Annotated in this window: 15 protein-coding genes; all 15 read right to left on the bottom strand. The window is 59.7% G+C overall.

Annotated features, from left to right (window positions below; genetic code table 11):
* Positions 1–16: 16 nt before the first annotated feature.
* Entirely contained in the window at positions 17–262 is a 246-nt protein-coding gene (locus DXB98_RS07975; protein ID WP_199406628.1) for a YggT family protein, read from the bottom strand.
* A gap of 57 nt (positions 263–319) precedes the next feature.
* On the bottom strand, positions 320–1,045 hold the full coding sequence (locus tag DXB98_RS07970; RefSeq protein ID WP_117734958.1) for a cell division protein SepF: 726 nt from the start codon (positions 1,043–1,045) through the stop codon (positions 320–322).
* 60 nt (positions 1,046–1,105) lie between these two features.
* Positions 1,106–1,843 carry a YggS family pyridoxal phosphate-dependent enzyme gene (locus DXB98_RS07965; protein WP_117734957.1) on the bottom strand — a complete coding sequence of 246 codons (738 nt, stop codon included), beginning with the start codon at positions 1,841–1,843 and terminating at the stop codon, positions 1,106–1,108.
* A gap of 120 nt (positions 1,844–1,963) precedes the next feature.
* The gene (locus DXB98_RS07960; RefSeq protein WP_117734956.1) at positions 1,964–2,821 is read right to left on the bottom strand and encodes a PhoU domain-containing protein; all 858 of its coding nucleotides are present in this window, start codon (positions 2,819–2,821) and stop codon (positions 1,964–1,966) included.
* A 92-nt stretch (positions 2,822–2,913) separates the two neighbouring features.
* A complete protein-coding gene (gene pstB, locus DXB98_RS07955) occupies positions 2,914–3,717 on the bottom strand; it encodes a phosphate ABC transporter ATP-binding protein PstB (protein WP_117647229.1) in 804 nt (267 codons plus the stop codon).
* Positions 3,718–3,729: 12 nt separating this feature from the next.
* Positions 3,730–4,635, bottom strand: coding sequence for a phosphate ABC transporter permease PstA (gene pstA / locus DXB98_RS07950; RefSeq protein ID WP_117734955.1), 906 nt, complete (start codon positions 4,633–4,635; stop codon positions 3,730–3,732).
* 3 nt (positions 4,636–4,638) lie between these two features.
* The gene (gene pstC, locus DXB98_RS07945; RefSeq protein WP_117743761.1) at positions 4,639–5,565 is read right to left on the bottom strand and encodes a phosphate ABC transporter permease subunit PstC; all 927 of its coding nucleotides are present in this window, start codon (positions 5,563–5,565) and stop codon (positions 4,639–4,641) included.
* 1 nt (position 5,566) lies between these two features.
* On the bottom strand, positions 5,567–6,403 hold the full coding sequence (locus DXB98_RS07940) for a phosphate ABC transporter substrate-binding protein (RefSeq protein WP_117734953.1): 837 nt from the start codon (positions 6,401–6,403) through the stop codon (positions 5,567–5,569).
* Positions 6,400–7,200, bottom strand: coding sequence for a polyphenol oxidase family protein (locus DXB98_RS07935; protein WP_117743760.1), 801 nt, complete (start codon positions 7,198–7,200; stop codon positions 6,400–6,402). Before DXB98_RS07935 ends, DXB98_RS07940 begins: the two co-directional genes overlap by 4 nt.
* Positions 7,201–7,409: 209 nt before the next feature.
* Positions 7,410–8,564: a cell division protein FtsZ gene (gene ftsZ, locus DXB98_RS07930; protein ID WP_117734951.1), complete on the bottom strand. Its 1,155-nt coding sequence runs from the start codon at positions 8,562–8,564 to the stop codon at positions 7,410–7,412.
* A 199-nt stretch (positions 8,565–8,763) separates the two neighbouring features.
* On the bottom strand, positions 8,764–9,933 hold the full coding sequence (locus tag DXB98_RS07925; protein WP_233505131.1) for a cell division protein FtsQ/DivIB: 1,170 nt from the start codon (positions 9,931–9,933) through the stop codon (positions 8,764–8,766).
* Positions 9,934–9,976: 43 nt separating this feature from the next.
* Positions 9,977–10,888, bottom strand: coding sequence for a UDP-N-acetylmuramate dehydrogenase (gene murB, locus DXB98_RS07920; RefSeq protein ID WP_006234257.1), 912 nt, complete (start codon positions 10,886–10,888; stop codon positions 9,977–9,979).
* A 5-nt stretch (positions 10,889–10,893) separates the two neighbouring features.
* Positions 10,894–12,312, bottom strand: coding sequence for a UDP-N-acetylmuramate--L-alanine ligase (gene murC / locus DXB98_RS07915; RefSeq protein WP_117743758.1), 1,419 nt, complete (start codon positions 12,310–12,312; stop codon positions 10,894–10,896).
* A 97-nt stretch (positions 12,313–12,409) separates the two neighbouring features.
* Positions 12,410–13,525 (bottom strand): undecaprenyldiphospho-muramoylpentapeptide beta-N-acetylglucosaminyltransferase, encoded by a 1,116-nt coding sequence (murG, locus tag DXB98_RS07910; RefSeq protein WP_117743757.1) that lies wholly within the window; start codon positions 13,523–13,525, stop codon positions 12,410–12,412.
* On the bottom strand, positions 13,515–15,008 hold the full coding sequence (gene ftsW, locus DXB98_RS07905; protein ID WP_117743756.1) for a putative lipid II flippase FtsW: 1,494 nt from the start codon (positions 15,006–15,008) through the stop codon (positions 13,515–13,517). Before ftsW ends, murG begins: the two co-directional genes overlap by 11 nt.
* Positions 15,009–15,036 lie beyond the last annotated feature (28 nt).

Genomic DNA, 15,036 nt, shown 5'->3' with positions numbered 1-15,036 from the left:
AGTTACTAAGTCAGTTCTATACGAGTATACCTATAAGAAGCTGCAGAACCAGTCTCTGCACCAACTGCAACGCAATAATCGCAACGACCGGCGAAAAATCAACGCCGCCCATCGGCGGGATAAACCGACGAAAGAGGTTGAGCCACGGGCCGCAGACGCTATCGAGCACTGCAGCGATATCCTGCAGCAGGCCGCCCTGCTTCATGGGAATCCACGTCATAAAGCAATAGACCACGATGAGCGTGGAGTAGAAGTTGAACAGCGTGTTGACCAGCTGGACAATGGTGTAGATGTTGATGAGAATCTCCTCGTCTTGGGTTTACTTAAGGTAGCCGTCGGCACGAAGCTTCTTGAGGTCCGAATCCTTGACCTCGCAGCCGGCGGGCAGCACCATGAACACGCGATCGCCCACTTCTTTGACCGTAGCGCCCAGGCCACAGGCAAAGCCATAGCTAAAGTCCAGGACACGCTTGGCGACCTCGGTGCGAACGCCGACAAAAATCAGCGCGACGGGCTGTTTGGTACGCACACGACGGACAACGGTCTCAACGTCATCATAGCTCTCGGGACGCAGGACATAGGCAGGCAGCTGCGGCGTGGCGTTGATGATGTTGCTCGCATAGGCCGAGGCGTCGCTCGGCGCAGGGGCGGGCGCAGGCGCCGCGGCGCGAGCACGGGCGCTCTCGGCATAGCTCGACGGCGTGTCGTAGGCGCCGGGACGATAGCCACCGGTGACCGTATCCTGAGAACGCGACGGCGGATTGTACGTCGTTGCATGACGCGAGTCATCGCCGACCAGCTGACCGGAGCGCGTATACACGGCAACCGACTCAGCTTCACCGCGGCGCGTCTGGCCCAACAGGCCGTTGCTCGGCTCGTCCTGGGTATAGAAGCCCTCGCCCGAAGCACCACTGTAGCCGCCGCCCTGATAGCCGTCGTCGTAGCCGTCATCGTAGCCGTAGTCGTCATCCTGGCTATAGCCCTGGTCGTAACCCTGCTGGCCGCCCAGGTGCATCTTATTTTTAATCTCGTCAAGGAAGCCCATGGTTGTGTCCTCTCACGGTTTAGTGCAGGCGCTCTGTAAACCAGTGCGCACCTCAGAGCCCTATTTTACTGCAAACTCCGGGCTAAATACTACCCTGCCCAGGCGAACGAGCGTAGAGCCCTCCTCAAGGGCAGGCTCAAAGTCCTCGCTCATGCCGCAGGAAAGCTCAGGCAGGTTCAAATCGGGATGCGCTGCCTCCAGCTCATCCCTCAGCTCACGAAGCCCCGCAAAGGTGCGGCGTGCCACATCCTTATTCCCCCGGGGCGCCATAGTCATAAGCCCCTGCACGCAAATTCCCTCAAGCTCTGCAAGCTCACCCGCGGCGGCGCGAATCTCATCGGGCGAAAAACCGCCCTTGGACTCCTCGCCGCTCACGTTGACCTCAATCAGCACCTGCTGGGGAGCAACCAGCTCGCCCGCTTCGATCTTACGAGTCGCACGGCTCGAGATAGCCTGCGCCAGATGAAGCGACCCCACCGAATGGATTAGCTCGGCTGAGCCCAGCACCGCATTGATCTTGTTAGTCTGAAGGTTGCCGATCATATCGAAACGCACCTCGGGCAGCTCCGGATGCTCCGCCAGACCCGTAAGCTTGCGGACGAGCTCTTGCGGGCGGTTCTCGGCAAAGTGGCGATACCCCGCCCGAATGGCAGCGATGGTCTCGTCAACGCCGACGGTCTTGGACACGGCAATCAAACGCGCGGCATCGTGGGGCCTCCCAGCGCGATCGAGCGCGGCATAAAAGCGCTCGAGTATCTGCTCGCGGCGAGCGCGCATCAAGTCTAAATAGTTATCCATGGCAAATCGCCTCCGCAGACAGCACAACAAGTAGTCCCATGCTAACGCAAGAGCGCGGCCCCGCATCCGCAAGGCCGCGCTCCCTCAGGTATTTACAATCTCTCAACGAGCGGAGCTACCCTACTCCTCGTCGTCCTCGCCATCGTCTTCATCCTCAAGATGATCCAGCAGGTAGCGCAGGCCCTCGCTAACCTCGTTAGCAGGCACCTTGGCAACATAGCGAGCATCGACGGCGGGCCTCATGATAACACCCTCGCCCGAAGGCACGCGCATGCTCTCGAGCTCATCCTCATCAGTGCGGGCGATATCGCCGGCGTTCATACGCTGACCAGTCAACAGGAAGGTCAGACGGCAAGCGGCATCGATGGAAATCGAAGCGATGCGATCGAGGTAGCGTGAAACCATGATGGCGCGACGCAGGTCGTCATAGTTGCTGTCGTCGTCCATAAAGTCGCCCGTATCCATACGGTTAAAGGTGCGGAAGAACTTCTCGTAGGCAGCGTGCACTGGCTCGTCCTCGACGGCCAGGTTGCAGATGATGGACATGTCATTGGTGACGAGCGCAGAAAGCGAAGAGCCCAGCACCTGGTAGACGGCCTCAGCCTCGGCCTCGACCGTGCCGACAAGCTCCTTGGGCAGCGAGATGTCGGCCTTGATCATATGACGCGTGGCGCGGCAAATCTGACGGACCTTATCGGTCATGCGCTGCAGGTTAAAGTCAACATAGATAATCGTCTGAAGCAGGCGGAAGTCGGAGGCGACCGGTGACTGCGTGGCAATCAGGTTGTAGCAGACGGCCTCCAGGTTGGCGCAGCGTGCGTCAATCGAAAGCGTGCGCTTCTTGGTCTTGGTGGCGAGCTTGCGGTCGTCGGTCACATAGGCCTTTACGGCATCGTGGAGGGCCAGATCGACGGCCTCATAGATGCTCAGCATCTCGTGACGGGCCTCGATGAGCTGACGGGAAAACAGTTTGCGCATGGTTCACTCCAATCAGTTGGGTGCGGTCATGCCGCCCGCACAGTGAATACGCACCGGACCAGGTCCGATCGGCTTGGGACTAGTCGCACCGATCAGCCAAAGCGGCCGGTGATATAGTCTTCCGTACGCGAGTCCACCGGGCTGGTGAAGATCGCGTCGGTTTGACCATACTCGATGAGCGTGGCGGGCTCGCCGGCAACTTCCTGCAAGAAGAATGCGGTGTAGTCGCTGATACGAGCTGCCTGCTGCATAGAATGCGTGACGATGATAATCGTCATCTCGGGCGCCAGCTCGGCCATCAGATCCTCGACCTTAGAGACGGACGTGGGGTCGATGGCGGAGCAGGGCTCGTCCATCAGAAGGACATCGGGTTGCACCGCAAGCACGCGGGCGATGCACAGACGCTGCTGCTGACCGCCCGAGAGCGCCAAACCATCCTTGTTGAGCTGATTGGATACCTCTTTCCAGAGGTTGGCGCGCTTGAGCGATTCTTCCACGATGTCATCGAGGTCGCTTTTGCTAGTCACGCCCTGCAGACGAGGGCCAAAGGCGACATTCTCGTAGATGGATTTGGGAAACGGGTTGGGCTGCTGAAAGATCATGCCCACGCGACGACGGAGGTCGACCGGGTCGACACCCTCGGCATAGATATCATTGCCGTCGAGCGTCATGGTACCCTCGACGCGGGTACCCTCGATAAGGTCATTCATACGGTTGATGCAACGCAAAAACGTTGACTTGCCGCAGCCTGAAGGGCCAATGAAGGCGGTGATGGCGTTTTTTGCGATGTTGAGGTCGAGCCCCGTCAGCGCATGAAAGTCACCGTACCAAAAGTTGAAATCCTTGGCCGTGATGGCTGCTTGCTCCGGCGTGGGAGCGGACTGATAGACGGACATGGGACTCCTTAATTAGCGGCGTTTGCGCGACAGGTAGCGCGCAAACAGGTTGAAGGCCAGAATAATCGCCATCAGCAAAAGCGCGGTGCCGTAGGCCGCGTTCATGTTGATGCCGTCGTTGGCAAGCAGGTACAGGTGAACCGTCATGGGGCGGCCGGAATCGAGCGGCGAAATAGGTAGATTGATGGCCTGGCCCATGGTGTAGAGCACCACGGCGGTCTCGCCGATGGCGCGGCCGATGGCAAGGACGATGCCGGTGGCAATGCGACCAAAGGCCGAAGGAAGTACGATCTTGGAGACGACCTGCCACTTGGTGGCGCCCAAGCCGTACGCGCCCCAACGGATATAGCGCGGAACGGCGCGAATGGCCTCTTCGGTGGTGCGCATGACGATAGGCAGCATCAGAAGCGCCAGCGCCAGAGCGGCAGAGACCATCGAAAGGCCCAGGCCCATGGCCTCGACAAACAAGGCGTAGCCAAACAGGCCCATAACGATGGAGGGCACCGACGCCAAAGCGTCAGCAGCGTAGCGTATGAGCTCGACGACCTTGCCCTGCTTGGCGTACTCGGCCAGATAGACGGCTGCCAGCACAGCGATCGGCGTGCAGATAAGCATGGCGAGCGCCGTCACGTAGACGGTCGAGACGATCGTGGGCCAAATGCCGCCCTCGGCGTTGACGCCCTGGGGCCAACCGAAGATAAAGTCGAACGAGATATGCGGCAGACCGTTAATGACCACGTAGGCGATGATAGCGACCAGCACCAGCGTGGTGATGTATGCTGCGGCACGGAACACGCCAAGCATGATCTTATTGGACAGGTCTTTGTTGATGCGGCCCTTCTTGCCGTGGGAAAGGGCACGCTTGATGCGCTCGCGCGACGAGGTCGCATCGACCGTCGTGTCAACGGAATCGGACATAGCCTACCCCCTCTTCTTCTTGGAAATCAGACGGACGATGCCCACCAGCGCGGCGGAGATGATAAACAGGACCACACCCATGCCGAACAGCGCCGAGCGGTGCAGACCCGAGGAATAGCTCATGTCGAGCGCGATCTGGCTCGTGAGCGTCGAGATGGGGCTCGCAATGCTGTCGGGAATAACCGGAGCGTTACCCACGACCATGAGCACGGCCATGGTCTCACCGATGGCACGGCCCATACCCAGCACGATGGCATCCACGATACCCAGCTTGGCGGCAGGTAGCACGACCTTATAGATGGTCTGCCACTTGGTGGCGCCCATGGCATACGATGCCTCGCGAATGCCCATGGGAATGGAATTGAGAGCATCGATGGTGAGCGTGGTGATGGTAGGGACGATCATGATAGCAAGCACGAACCACGCCGTCAGCGCACCAAAACCAAGACCGCCGGTCAGTTGCGCGATAAACGGACGGATGATAATCATGCCAAAGAAACCGTAGATGATGGAGGGAATGCCCGCCAGCAGGTCGACGGCGGGGCTGATGAGTTTGCGCACGCGCTTGCTGGCGATCTCGACCAGATACACGGCCGTACCCACACCTAGCGGCACACCCATGGCGAGCGCACCGACAGTCACCAGACCCGAGCCGGCCAGCAGCGACATAATGCCGTAGTGGCCCTCGGAGGGCGCCCACGTAAAGCTGAAGAAGTCCGCCAGACCGATGTCGGTAAAGACGGGCAGCGCCGAGTACGTGGTAAAGACAAAAATCAGGATGACGGTAACGACCGCCAAGAACGCGCAGGCAAAGAAGATCCACTGCAGCGCCTTCTCCTTGATATAGGTACTGCGCGATACGAGCGCCAGCTCGCGCTTCTTGGGCGCCTGAACATTCTGCTCAGTCTGGGAGTTTTCCTGTGCTTCCATGCTACTCACTCCCCTTCTCGTCGTTGGTGACGGGGATAAAGCCCGCCTCGCGAATCTGCTTGTCCATCTTTTCGGACGTCACGTAGTCGATGTAATCCTGCGCCTGCTGCGAAGGCGCACCCTTCACAAAGAAGTACAGGTCACGCGAGATGGGATAGCCGCCGCTCGCGACCGTCTTCTCGGACGCCTCAACATGATTGACCGAGGCGGCCTTGACCGAGGTCTTGGCGTTGAGGCTATCGACGAAGCCCAGCGAAATGTAGCCAATGGCACCGCGCGAACGAGATACAACGTCGCGCACCTGACCCGTGCCCGAAAGAACGGCCGAGCGACGATCGAACGGGGTGCCGTCCATCACGATGGTGCGAAAGGCCTCACGCGTGCCAGACGCCTCATCTCGGTTGATGACCTGAATCTTCAGGTCCTCTCCGCCGACTTCCTTCCAGTTGGTGATCTTGCCGGCGTAAATATCGCGGAGCTGCCCGGTCGAGAGGTTATCGACCGGGTTATCGTCATTCACGATGACCGCGATGCCGTCGTGCGCGATCACAATCGGGGTCAGGCCCAGATCCTGCTCGTCGGCATTGAGGCCGCGAGATGAGCTGGCGATATCGGCCGTGCCGTTGCTGACGGCCTCGATGCCCGCAGAGGAGCCCAGACCGGAGACAAGTACGTCGATGCCGGTCTCTTCCTTAAAGCCCTCGGCCGCAATCTCGGCAATGGGTAGGCAGGTGGTCGAGCCGGCGACGGTAATGGAAGAAGTAGAAGATCCCGAAGAACAGGCGCACAGCGTAAGCGTAAGCACAGCGGCGCTCAGGACCGATACGATCTTTCTCATAGCATCACGCCGATCGCAGCATGGCGCCCACAGGTGCCGTTCTCGTTACGGTAGGAAAAAAAGCGGTCGTTCTGACGCACAGTCGAAAGCTTGGTATCCACGATATTATCCGCGTCGACACCGACATCTACCAGCGCCTCGCAAATGGCAGCGGAAAGATCGAGCATGCGAGAGATGCTCGCATCGATGCACGAGAACTCGGCGGCAAAGCGATCCATGAGTTCCTGGGACACCTCATATTCGTCACCCAAGATATGGGGACCGATATAGGCGGAAACGTCGCTCGCATCGCAGCCGGCAGCATCGCAAAGCGCCTGGCACGCCTTGGCGGAAATACGTGCAATCGTGCCCTTCCAACCGGAGTGCACCACGGCAAATCCGCCGGGAGCCACCAGCACCACGGGAACGCAGTCGGCAAAGCAGAGCAGCACGGGCACGTTATGCGCCGTACAGACGATGGCATCGCAGCCCTCGGCAATCTGCTCGCGAACGTCCTCAAGGTCATCGGCGCCGTTCGAGGTCACCGCAACGATATGGTCACCATGGATCTGATTGGGAACGAGCAGGTTGTGCTCGCACTCGGCGGCACCCATAGCCTCGAGCGCGCGACGACGATTTTCTTGAACAGCAAAGGGATCATCGCCAACATGCGAGCCCAAGTTGAGTGAGGAGTACGCATCTTCGGAAACACCACCGACGCGCTCGGTGAAGGCAAAGCGAACATAGGATGTCGCGCCCTCCACCAATGTAACTCCATCATGGTCGACACGCGAAACTTTGTCCGCACGTGCTGCCATACCAAAGCCTCCTAATAACACAAGTACGCGGCATCGCCGCTACAGCCCGCGTTTATACGGCTGTCATACTTCCTTAAAAGGATACCTGCTGCACTGGAGGCAATCGTAAAGGGAACGTAAAGAGATTGGAGGTTCTAGTTTACAAAGTCGAAATATAAAGGGCGCATCCATACGGACACGCCCCTGTGCACAACAATGCAAAGAACGACTTAGAAGCTACCGCGCTTCAGGAAGTCGGGAAGCTCGAACTGATCGTTGCCGAAGTTAGGAAGCTCGGTGCCACCGACGTTGCGGGTCGGAGCGGCCTGAGCCGGGCTGGCGGCAGGAGCGGTGCGCTGCGGCTCAGCGGAGGCAGCGACCTTGCTCTGAGACTGCTGAGCAGCAAAGAGCTCGTCCTGACGGTTGACGTTGGAGTCGGAGAAGCCCGTAGCGATGACGGTGATACGCACCTGATCGCCCAGGGACTCGTCGACAACGGTACCGAAGATGATGTTGGCCTCGGGGTCGACGGCGTTGGCGACAACGTCGGCGGCGTCGCTGATCTCCTGGATGCCCAGGTCCTTGGAACCGGCGATGGAGAGCAGCACGCGCGTGGCGCCATCGATGGAGCTCTCGAGCAGCGGGCTGGAGATGGCCTGCTGGGCAGCGTCGACGGCACGGGTATCCCCAGAAGAGGTACCAATACCCATCATGGCGGTACCGGCCTGCTTCATGATGGTCTTAACATCGGCGAAGTCCAGGTTGATGATACCGGGGACGGTGATGAGGTCGGTGATGCCCTGGGTGCCCTGGGAAAGGACGCCATCGGCAATCGCGAAGGCCTCGAGCATGGTGGTCTTCTTCTCGGCGATGTCGAGCAGCTTATCGTTAGGAATGACGATCATGGTGTCGACGCAATCGGAGAGGGTCTTGATGCCCTCCTCGGCGCTCTTCTTGCGCTTGCGGCCCTCGAAGGTGAAGGGCTTGGTCACGACGGCGACGGTCAGTGCGCCGACCTCGTTCATCGCGATATCGGCAACGATGGGAGCAGCACCGGTACCGGTGCCACCGCCCTCGCCGCAGGTGATGAACACCATGTCGGCGCCAGCGAGCGCCTCGGCAATGTCGTCGCGGGACTCATCGGCAGCCTTGCGGCCAACCTCGGGGTTGGCGCCGGCGCCCAGGCCGCGGGTAAGGTCGGTGCCGATGTGCACCTTGATATCGGCATCAGAGATCGCGAGTGCCTGAGCATCGGTGTTGATGGCAACAAACTCGACGCCGCGGATGCCCTCTTCGATCATTCGATTGACCGCGTTGGTACCGCCGCCGCCGACGCCGACCACCTTAATGACGGCAAGGTAGTTGTTGATCTCTGTCTCGTGCATGTCGGTCCTCCGAACAAAGGTTATAGCCATAGCATGGGTCGACCCCTGCGCACATTAACCTTCAGGTTGAAAGTAAATGCAAAGGTAAACCGTATTATGTTTGCACATTATGAACGTATCAGTCAAATAATTGACCGTGAAAACCAAACAAACCAGATAAACGGCGTGGTATGGCCCCTCAACAAAGCATCAACCAGCGCTACGAGGTCGGAGCGTTCCTGAATGTGTAGTTGCCCGGAGAGCGCACATTGATATACGTTACGCCCTCTACCTGCGAAAGCAACTTAGTGACTACGCGTTCTTTCTTGGCGATATCGTCCGAATCGCCCAGCGACACCTCAATGCCGTTATTGAGGTTTGCCGAGATGGCTTCGACCGAAGGCGTGGAAATATCCTTGACTTGTCCCAAGAACTCGCTCGAAAAACCACGCACATAATCCAAGCCAGCCTTAACGGCCTTGGAGCTCACCGCCTGGCCGGAAACTGGAGCGACATCCGCCGAGACATCAGTCAGCAACACCGCGCCATAGTGCTTAGCGAGCGCCAGTGCGGCATCAATGCCGGTCAGGGTATTTGAGCCCTGCCCTGTCGTGATGACGTTGCCCTGGTCGTCCACTTCGACCGACGTCGACAGCGGGGCGATCCAGGTGTCATCATCCCCGATGGCCCAGGCAAGGTCATCGGAGCTGATATAGGCAATTGCGATGACCTTGCGCTCCATCGGCGTAATGATGAGCGTATGCGGGAACTGACGCTGGACATCCACGCCCGAGACCCACGGGTTCTGCTTGAGGTCCTCGGTAATCTGGTCGGGATCGACGTTAAAAAGCGACGTTCCCTCGGGCAAATCGATCAGCTGGACAGCATCGTGCTTCGTCACATGCTCGCTGCCTTGAATCTGAATATCAGTGGCGGTAAACAATCCAGAGTTGATCACCACGATGGCAACGACGACGAGCACGGCCAAGACGGCCAGAACGCCGCCCAGGATTTTGCCATTGCCTGCAACGACAGAAGCGGCGTCTGATGTTTTATTTGCCATCGCCCCAAGTGAAGACAACGGGTTGACGCCTTTTTTACCCGAAGGCTTCTCGGCGGTAGCCGACACCGATGTCAGCGAGCGCGGTTTCGATGCGCCTAGCATGCGACCCGGACGCGCCGCTTTAGTTCCCGTCGAGGGCTTAGGAGCTGCCAGGAGACGGGCAGGCTTGGCGCCCATAACAGGCTTTGACGTCACCGAGGGACGCGAGGACTTTTTTGCGGCCGGACGATTACCGAGCTGCGAGCCGACGACCGGACGACTGGTCTGTCGAGCATGCCCGACAGACTTAGAGTGCGCGACGGTATTGCGTTGAGGTTTGGCAGGCACGCCGGAACGCCCTCCGGCGCGGCGGAAGGTGGGTTTCGATGCTCTAGAAGCCGAGGAATTTAACTTCCGGTCTGAGCTCGATGCCATACGCCTCCCTCACCTTTCCGTGCACATGTCTGATAACCGCGGCAACGTCATCGGCCGAGGCAGTTCCGTTATTAACGATAAAATTAGCGTGAACGGGCGAAACTTCCGCGCCGCCAATCGAAAAACCCTTTAATCCACAATCCTCGATAAGCTTGCCCACACTCGCATCGGGCGGGTTGCGAAAGACCGACCCGCAGGATGCGCGACCCATGGGCTGTGTACGCTTGCGCCTCGTCAGGTACCGCTCCATGCGCTCGCGAATGTCGGCCTTGGGCGCCGGTTTAAGCTTGAGCACGCACTCGAGGATAATCTCATTGCGGGGAAGGCTACATTCGCGGTAGCCCCAAGTGATCTCGGACCCCGCATAATGCTTGATACCGGATGCCGGGTCAAACGTTACGACATCCTCGACCAGCGAGCCAATCCACTCGGTCCGTGTGCCGGCATTCATAGATATCGCACCGCCGACCGAACCAGGGATGCCAACGGCAAACTCAAGGCCCGAGAGGCTACGCGACAGGGCATCGTTGACCAGGCGCGCAAACATCACGCCCGCACCGACCGTCAGCGTACAGCCGTCATCGGCAACAACCGTGCGCTGAAACTCACGTCCGAGCGAAATGACGGCACCGCGATAACCGCCATCGGCAACTAGCAGATTGGAGCCCTTGCCGATGATGACCCACGGCACCTGCTCGCGATCGAGCACCGCCACGGCGCGGCGGAGGGCATGATAGCTATGGCACGTCACGAAGAGGTCGGCCTTGCCGCCGATACGATAGCTCGTATGACGCGCAAGGCGCTCGTCCTCGATCACATCCGTGTCGATCATGCCCGAGAGCGCCATGACGGCGTTAAACAGACCCATTTGACTTAAGCGTCTTTCTTGGCAGTCAGATACTCGATGAACTCGGGACCGACGGTCGTAACGTCACCGGCACCCATGGTGAGCAGCAGGTCGCCCTCGCCCACCATCTGCTCGAGCTCCTGATTGAGCTCAAGACGGCTGGAGCAGTACACGACCTCCTTGCCAGGATGCTTGGCGCGCACGGTATCGGCGAGCATCTTAGAGGTGACACCCGGAATGGGCATCTCGCCAGCCGAGAACACATCGATCAGCAGCAGTTTATCGGCATTGGCAAATGCATCGGCAAAGTCGTCGCACAGGGCCTGCAGGCGCGAATAGCGGTGCGGCTGGAATACGACGTCGACGTGCTTGTAGCCCAGCGACGAAGCGGCAGCAAGCGTCGCCTTGATCTCAGTGGGGTGATGGCCGTAATCATCGACCACGGTGATGCCATCGATATCGCCCACGTGGGTAAAGCGACGGCGGACGCCCTCAAAGCTCGAGAGCGCCTTGGCGGCGGCGTCGATGTCAAGGCCCAGGACATGGGCGACGGTGAGCACCGCCGTGGCGTTGAGCATGTTGTGGCGACCGGGATTGCTCTTGATCTCCACAGCGTGCTCAGTGCCGTCCTCAAAGCGAACGATAAAGTCACTCTGGATGCCCTTGACATCCGGATGCACGCAGACGACATCGTTGCTCTCGGCAAAGCCGTAGGAAAGCACGTGACGGCCCGTCGACCTGGCGAGCTCGACCAGATGCGGATCCTCACCGCAGACGATGACGGTGCCGTCCTCGCCCACCAGGCTCATGAATTTGGCGAAAGTTGCCTCGATCTCCTCGATACCCGAGTAGTGATCGAGGTGGTCGGCCTCGACGTTGGTCACAATGACCACGTTGGGGTTCAGGAACAGGAAGGAGCTGTCGGACTCGTCGGCCTCGGCGACAAAGTAGTCGCCCGAGCCGTTCTTGCCGTTCGTGTCATAGCCCTCGACGATGCCGCCGATCAAGAAGCTCGGATCCAGGCCCATGCGGTCGAGCATGGTGGCGCACATCGAAGACGTGGTGGTCTTGCCATGCGTGCCGGCAACAGCGACGGTGGTGTAGCCGTGGCCCAAAGCAGAGAGCATCTTGGCACGGGGCCACACGGGAATACCAAGCTCGCGAGCGCGCACAAGTTCAGGGTTGGACTCCGGAATAGCGGTGGAGACAACAACCACGTCGGGCTTGACCTCGTCGATCGTGGCGGCCTCATGGCCCACATGCACCTTCACACCAGCGCGGGTAAGCTGGCGGATATAACGTGACGTCTTAAGGTCAGAGCCGGTAACGGCATAACCGCGCTCGTGCAGAACGAGGGCGATGCCGCTCATGCCGGCGCCGCCGATACCGATAAAGTGGGCGCTCTTAAACTTGGGCGCGGAGGTTGCAGTCTGGGAATCAGCCATGTGCTCGTGTACTCCTTGCGTAAACACTGCCTGTAACCCGTTAACTGTACCGCACCTACCGCATCAGCGCGAGGGCGACCGACGATATCCCGTCTAACTAACGCAAACCCTCTACCGCATCCGCCAGAAGAGCGACGGCCCTATCCTGAGCCAGACCACGCGCCGCCTGACGCATGGCGTCGCGCGCCGACGCATCATCGACCAGGTGCAGCAGCTCATCGGCAAAGGCAGAACCGTCGATATCGGCATCGGCGCAGAGTACGCCGGCCCCGGCGTCGACCAGATAACGGGCATTGGTGGTTTGGTGGTCGGCCGTCGCATGCGGATACGGCACGAGCACCGAGGGCACGGCAAGCGCAGCGATCTCGGCCACGCTCGATGCGCCCGAACGCGAGAGCGCCAAATCGGCAGAAGCCAGCATATCGCCCATGTTGTCGATGTAAGGCTGGACGCGGTAACGCTTCGCTTCCTCGGGCGTCAGCGCCAAAGCGCGCTCGGTCTCCTCAAAGCCGTCGGCACCCGTCGAATGCAACACATAGAGGTTCTTGCGCGAAAGCAGCTCGTTTTTGAGCGAAACCACGCGCTCGTTGAGGTGCTGGGCGCCAAGTGAACCGCCAAAGACGAGCAGCAGCGTAGCGTCCTCGGGAACGCCAAGTGCCTTGCGGCCGCGAGCGCGATTGCCCTCGATCACCGAGCGACGTACGGGGTTGCCGGTCATGAGCACATGGTCAGGGTCGCCTTCGCGCTCAAAGACCGCGCGCGCTGCCGGCACCGAGATGCACACGCGGGCGGCGTGGGAGTTCATCATCTTGTTGGCCAGGCCCGGAACAGAGTTCTGCTCATGCAGCAGATACGGAACGCCCGCGCCCTTGCACCACCCCAGCAGCGGAACCTCGACATAGGCACCAAAACCGATGGCGGCATCGGGCTTGCCGACCTTTGAGAAATAACTGGCGAGCGCACGCTTGGCCTTGTTGACACGCCACAGCGAGGTCAGCGCCGTCCAAGGACGGGAGCGGTCGAAGCCCGTGACCGTAATGGGCACAAAATCAAACCCGGCCTCGGGGACCAGACGACCCTCGAGCTTGCGCGACTGGCCCACGAACACAACGTAGTGACCACGGTCACGCAGCTCTTCGGCCAAGGCGAGCGCAGGGTTGATATGTCCTGCCGTGCCGCCGGCTGCAATAGCAACGGTCATCTTATCGGTCATGGTAGTCCCTTCGTACACGCGGTCCCTGGTCGTCGGTGCGCAGACGCGCCGACGGGTCCGAGTTCAAATCGATTCGATTATATCCGCCGACCGCGTTGCGAGGGCTGGGGCGCTGCGGACGACCTTGCGGAGCCGTTCGCGGGCGTGGACGGGCTACCGGCTCGGATGCAGAACCATCCAGAACGGTAAAGCCGCTACGCGAAGGTCGTTCACCGCGCACATGGGCAACGCCGGCGGTGCTCTCGTCCATAACGGCAAAGCTCTCACGGCGGCGGTCATGCTCATCGCGGCGGGCGCTCTCGTACGAAACGCGCAGGATCAACCCGACGAGCATAAGCGACACAATAATCGACGAGCCGCCGTAGCTAATAAACGGCAGCGGCTTGCCCGTCATGGGAAACACATTGAGAATGCCCAGCGCGTTGATCAAAAACTGCACCGCAAGGATGACCGCGGAGCCAGACGCCATAAGCGCTCCGCGACGGTCGGTCGCCTGCTCGGCAATGCGAAACGCCGAGTAGATCAGCATCGCAAACACCAAGAAGAACAGCACGGTTCCGACAAAACCGGCCTCCTCGCCAATGATGGCCAGGATGTAGTCGTTGTGCGCCTCGGGCAGATACGAGTACTTCATGGTTGAGTTGCCGATGCCACGGCCGAACAGGCCGCCCGAGGCAAAGGCCATGATGGCAAGCGTGGCCTGATAGCCGTCACCATACTCGTCGGCCCAAGGGTTCAAGGCAACCTGAATACGCACCATACGGTACGGCTCTGCAACAAGCGCAATCACGATCACGAGAATGCCGAAGATTATCACGCCGAGGATGTATTTGGGGTCGAGACCCGCGAACAACGCCATGCACATGAGGGTCAACAGGATGATCAGGACGGTACCGAAATCGGGCTGGATAAAGATCAGAAAGAGCGAAATGCCCAGGTAGATGCCCATCTTGCGAAGGAATTCGTTGATATTGCCACCGGGCGAAAAGAAGCGGTCGAGCATGATGGCCGAATACGCGATGGCAAATGGCTTTAAAAACTCGGAAGGCTGGAACTGAATGCCGGCGATGTTGAGCCAGCGCGTGGCGCCACGGCTGCCGCTGCCCACCAAGAAAACCAGCAGAAGCAAGAGCATCATGCCGATAAGGAAGATCCTGAGCACATCCTCCCCAAACCAGCTGTCCGGCAAAACGCGCACGATGGCAATCAGCGCTAGAACACCGATCGCGGTAAACGCGGCCTGTCGACCCAAAAAAAACGTCGCCGAGCCATTCTCGTGCAGCGCCTCGACCGAAGATGCCGAGTACACCATCAGCAGGCCAAAGCACACCAAGGTAAACAGGCAGGCCATGAATATCAAACGGGGGCGCATGATACGGGCGGGAACGCCGGCAATATAGCGTTCGCTAAACGTCTGCCCGCCGCGACCGGAACGCGGATTGCTGCGCCACGAGGAAGCACGGTCCGAGTCGGGCCTCCTCATACCTTGTCGGGGGCTCTCCTCTCTCACC

The organism is Collinsella sp. OM07-12, assembly GCF_003438275.1.
Lineage (GTDB): Bacteria > Actinomycetota > Coriobacteriia > Coriobacteriales > Coriobacteriaceae > Collinsella.
The sequence above is the reverse complement of the archived record's forward strand: the minus strand, read 5'-3'. Positions and strand labels throughout refer to the sequence as shown.

What these genes read in the sequence shown, in the direction of transcription:
- DXB98_RS07970 (WP_117734958.1), bottom strand. Translation starts at nt 1,045, where the DNA reads ATGGGCTTCCTTGACGAGATTAAAAATAAGATGCACCTGGGCGGCCAG.
- DXB98_RS07965 (WP_117734957.1), bottom strand. Translation starts at nt 1,843, where the DNA reads ATGGATAACTATTTAGACTTGATGCGCGCTCGCCGCGAGCAGATACTC.
- DXB98_RS07960 (WP_117734956.1), bottom strand. Translation starts at nt 2,821, where the DNA reads ATGCGCAAACTGTTTTCCCGTCAGCTCATCGAGGCCCGTCACGAGATG.
- pstB (WP_117647229.1), bottom strand. Translation starts at nt 3,717, where the DNA reads ATGTCCGTCTATCAGTCCGCTCCCACGCCGGAGCAAGCAGCCATCACG.
- pstA (WP_117734955.1), bottom strand. Translation starts at nt 4,635, where the DNA reads ATGTCCGATTCCGTTGACACGACGGTCGATGCGACCTCGTCGCGCGAG.
- pstC (WP_117743761.1), bottom strand. Translation starts at nt 5,565, where the DNA reads ATGGAAGCACAGGAAAACTCCCAGACTGAGCAGAATGTTCAGGCGCCC.
- DXB98_RS07940 (WP_117734953.1), bottom strand. Translation starts at nt 6,403, where the DNA reads ATGAGAAAGATCGTATCGGTCCTGAGCGCCGCTGTGCTTACGCTTACG.
- DXB98_RS07935 (WP_117743760.1), bottom strand. Translation starts at nt 7,200, where the DNA reads ATGGCAGCACGTGCGGACAAAGTTTCGCGTGTCGACCATGATGGAGTT.
- ftsZ (WP_117734951.1), bottom strand. Translation starts at nt 8,564, where the DNA reads ATGCACGAGACAGAGATCAACAACTACCTTGCCGTCATTAAGGTGGTC.
- murB (WP_006234257.1), bottom strand. Translation starts at nt 10,888, where the DNA reads ATGGGTCTGTTTAACGCCGTCATGGCGCTCTCGGGCATGATCGACACG.
- murC (WP_117743758.1), bottom strand. Translation starts at nt 12,312, where the DNA reads ATGGCTGATTCCCAGACTGCAACCTCCGCGCCCAAGTTTAAGAGCGCC.
- murG (WP_117743757.1), bottom strand. Translation starts at nt 13,525, where the DNA reads ATGACCGATAAGATGACCGTTGCTATTGCAGCCGGCGGCACGGCAGGA.
- ftsW (WP_117743756.1), bottom strand. Translation starts at nt 15,008, where the DNA reads ATGAGGAGGCCCGACTCGGACCGTGCTTCCTCGTGGCGCAGCAATCCG.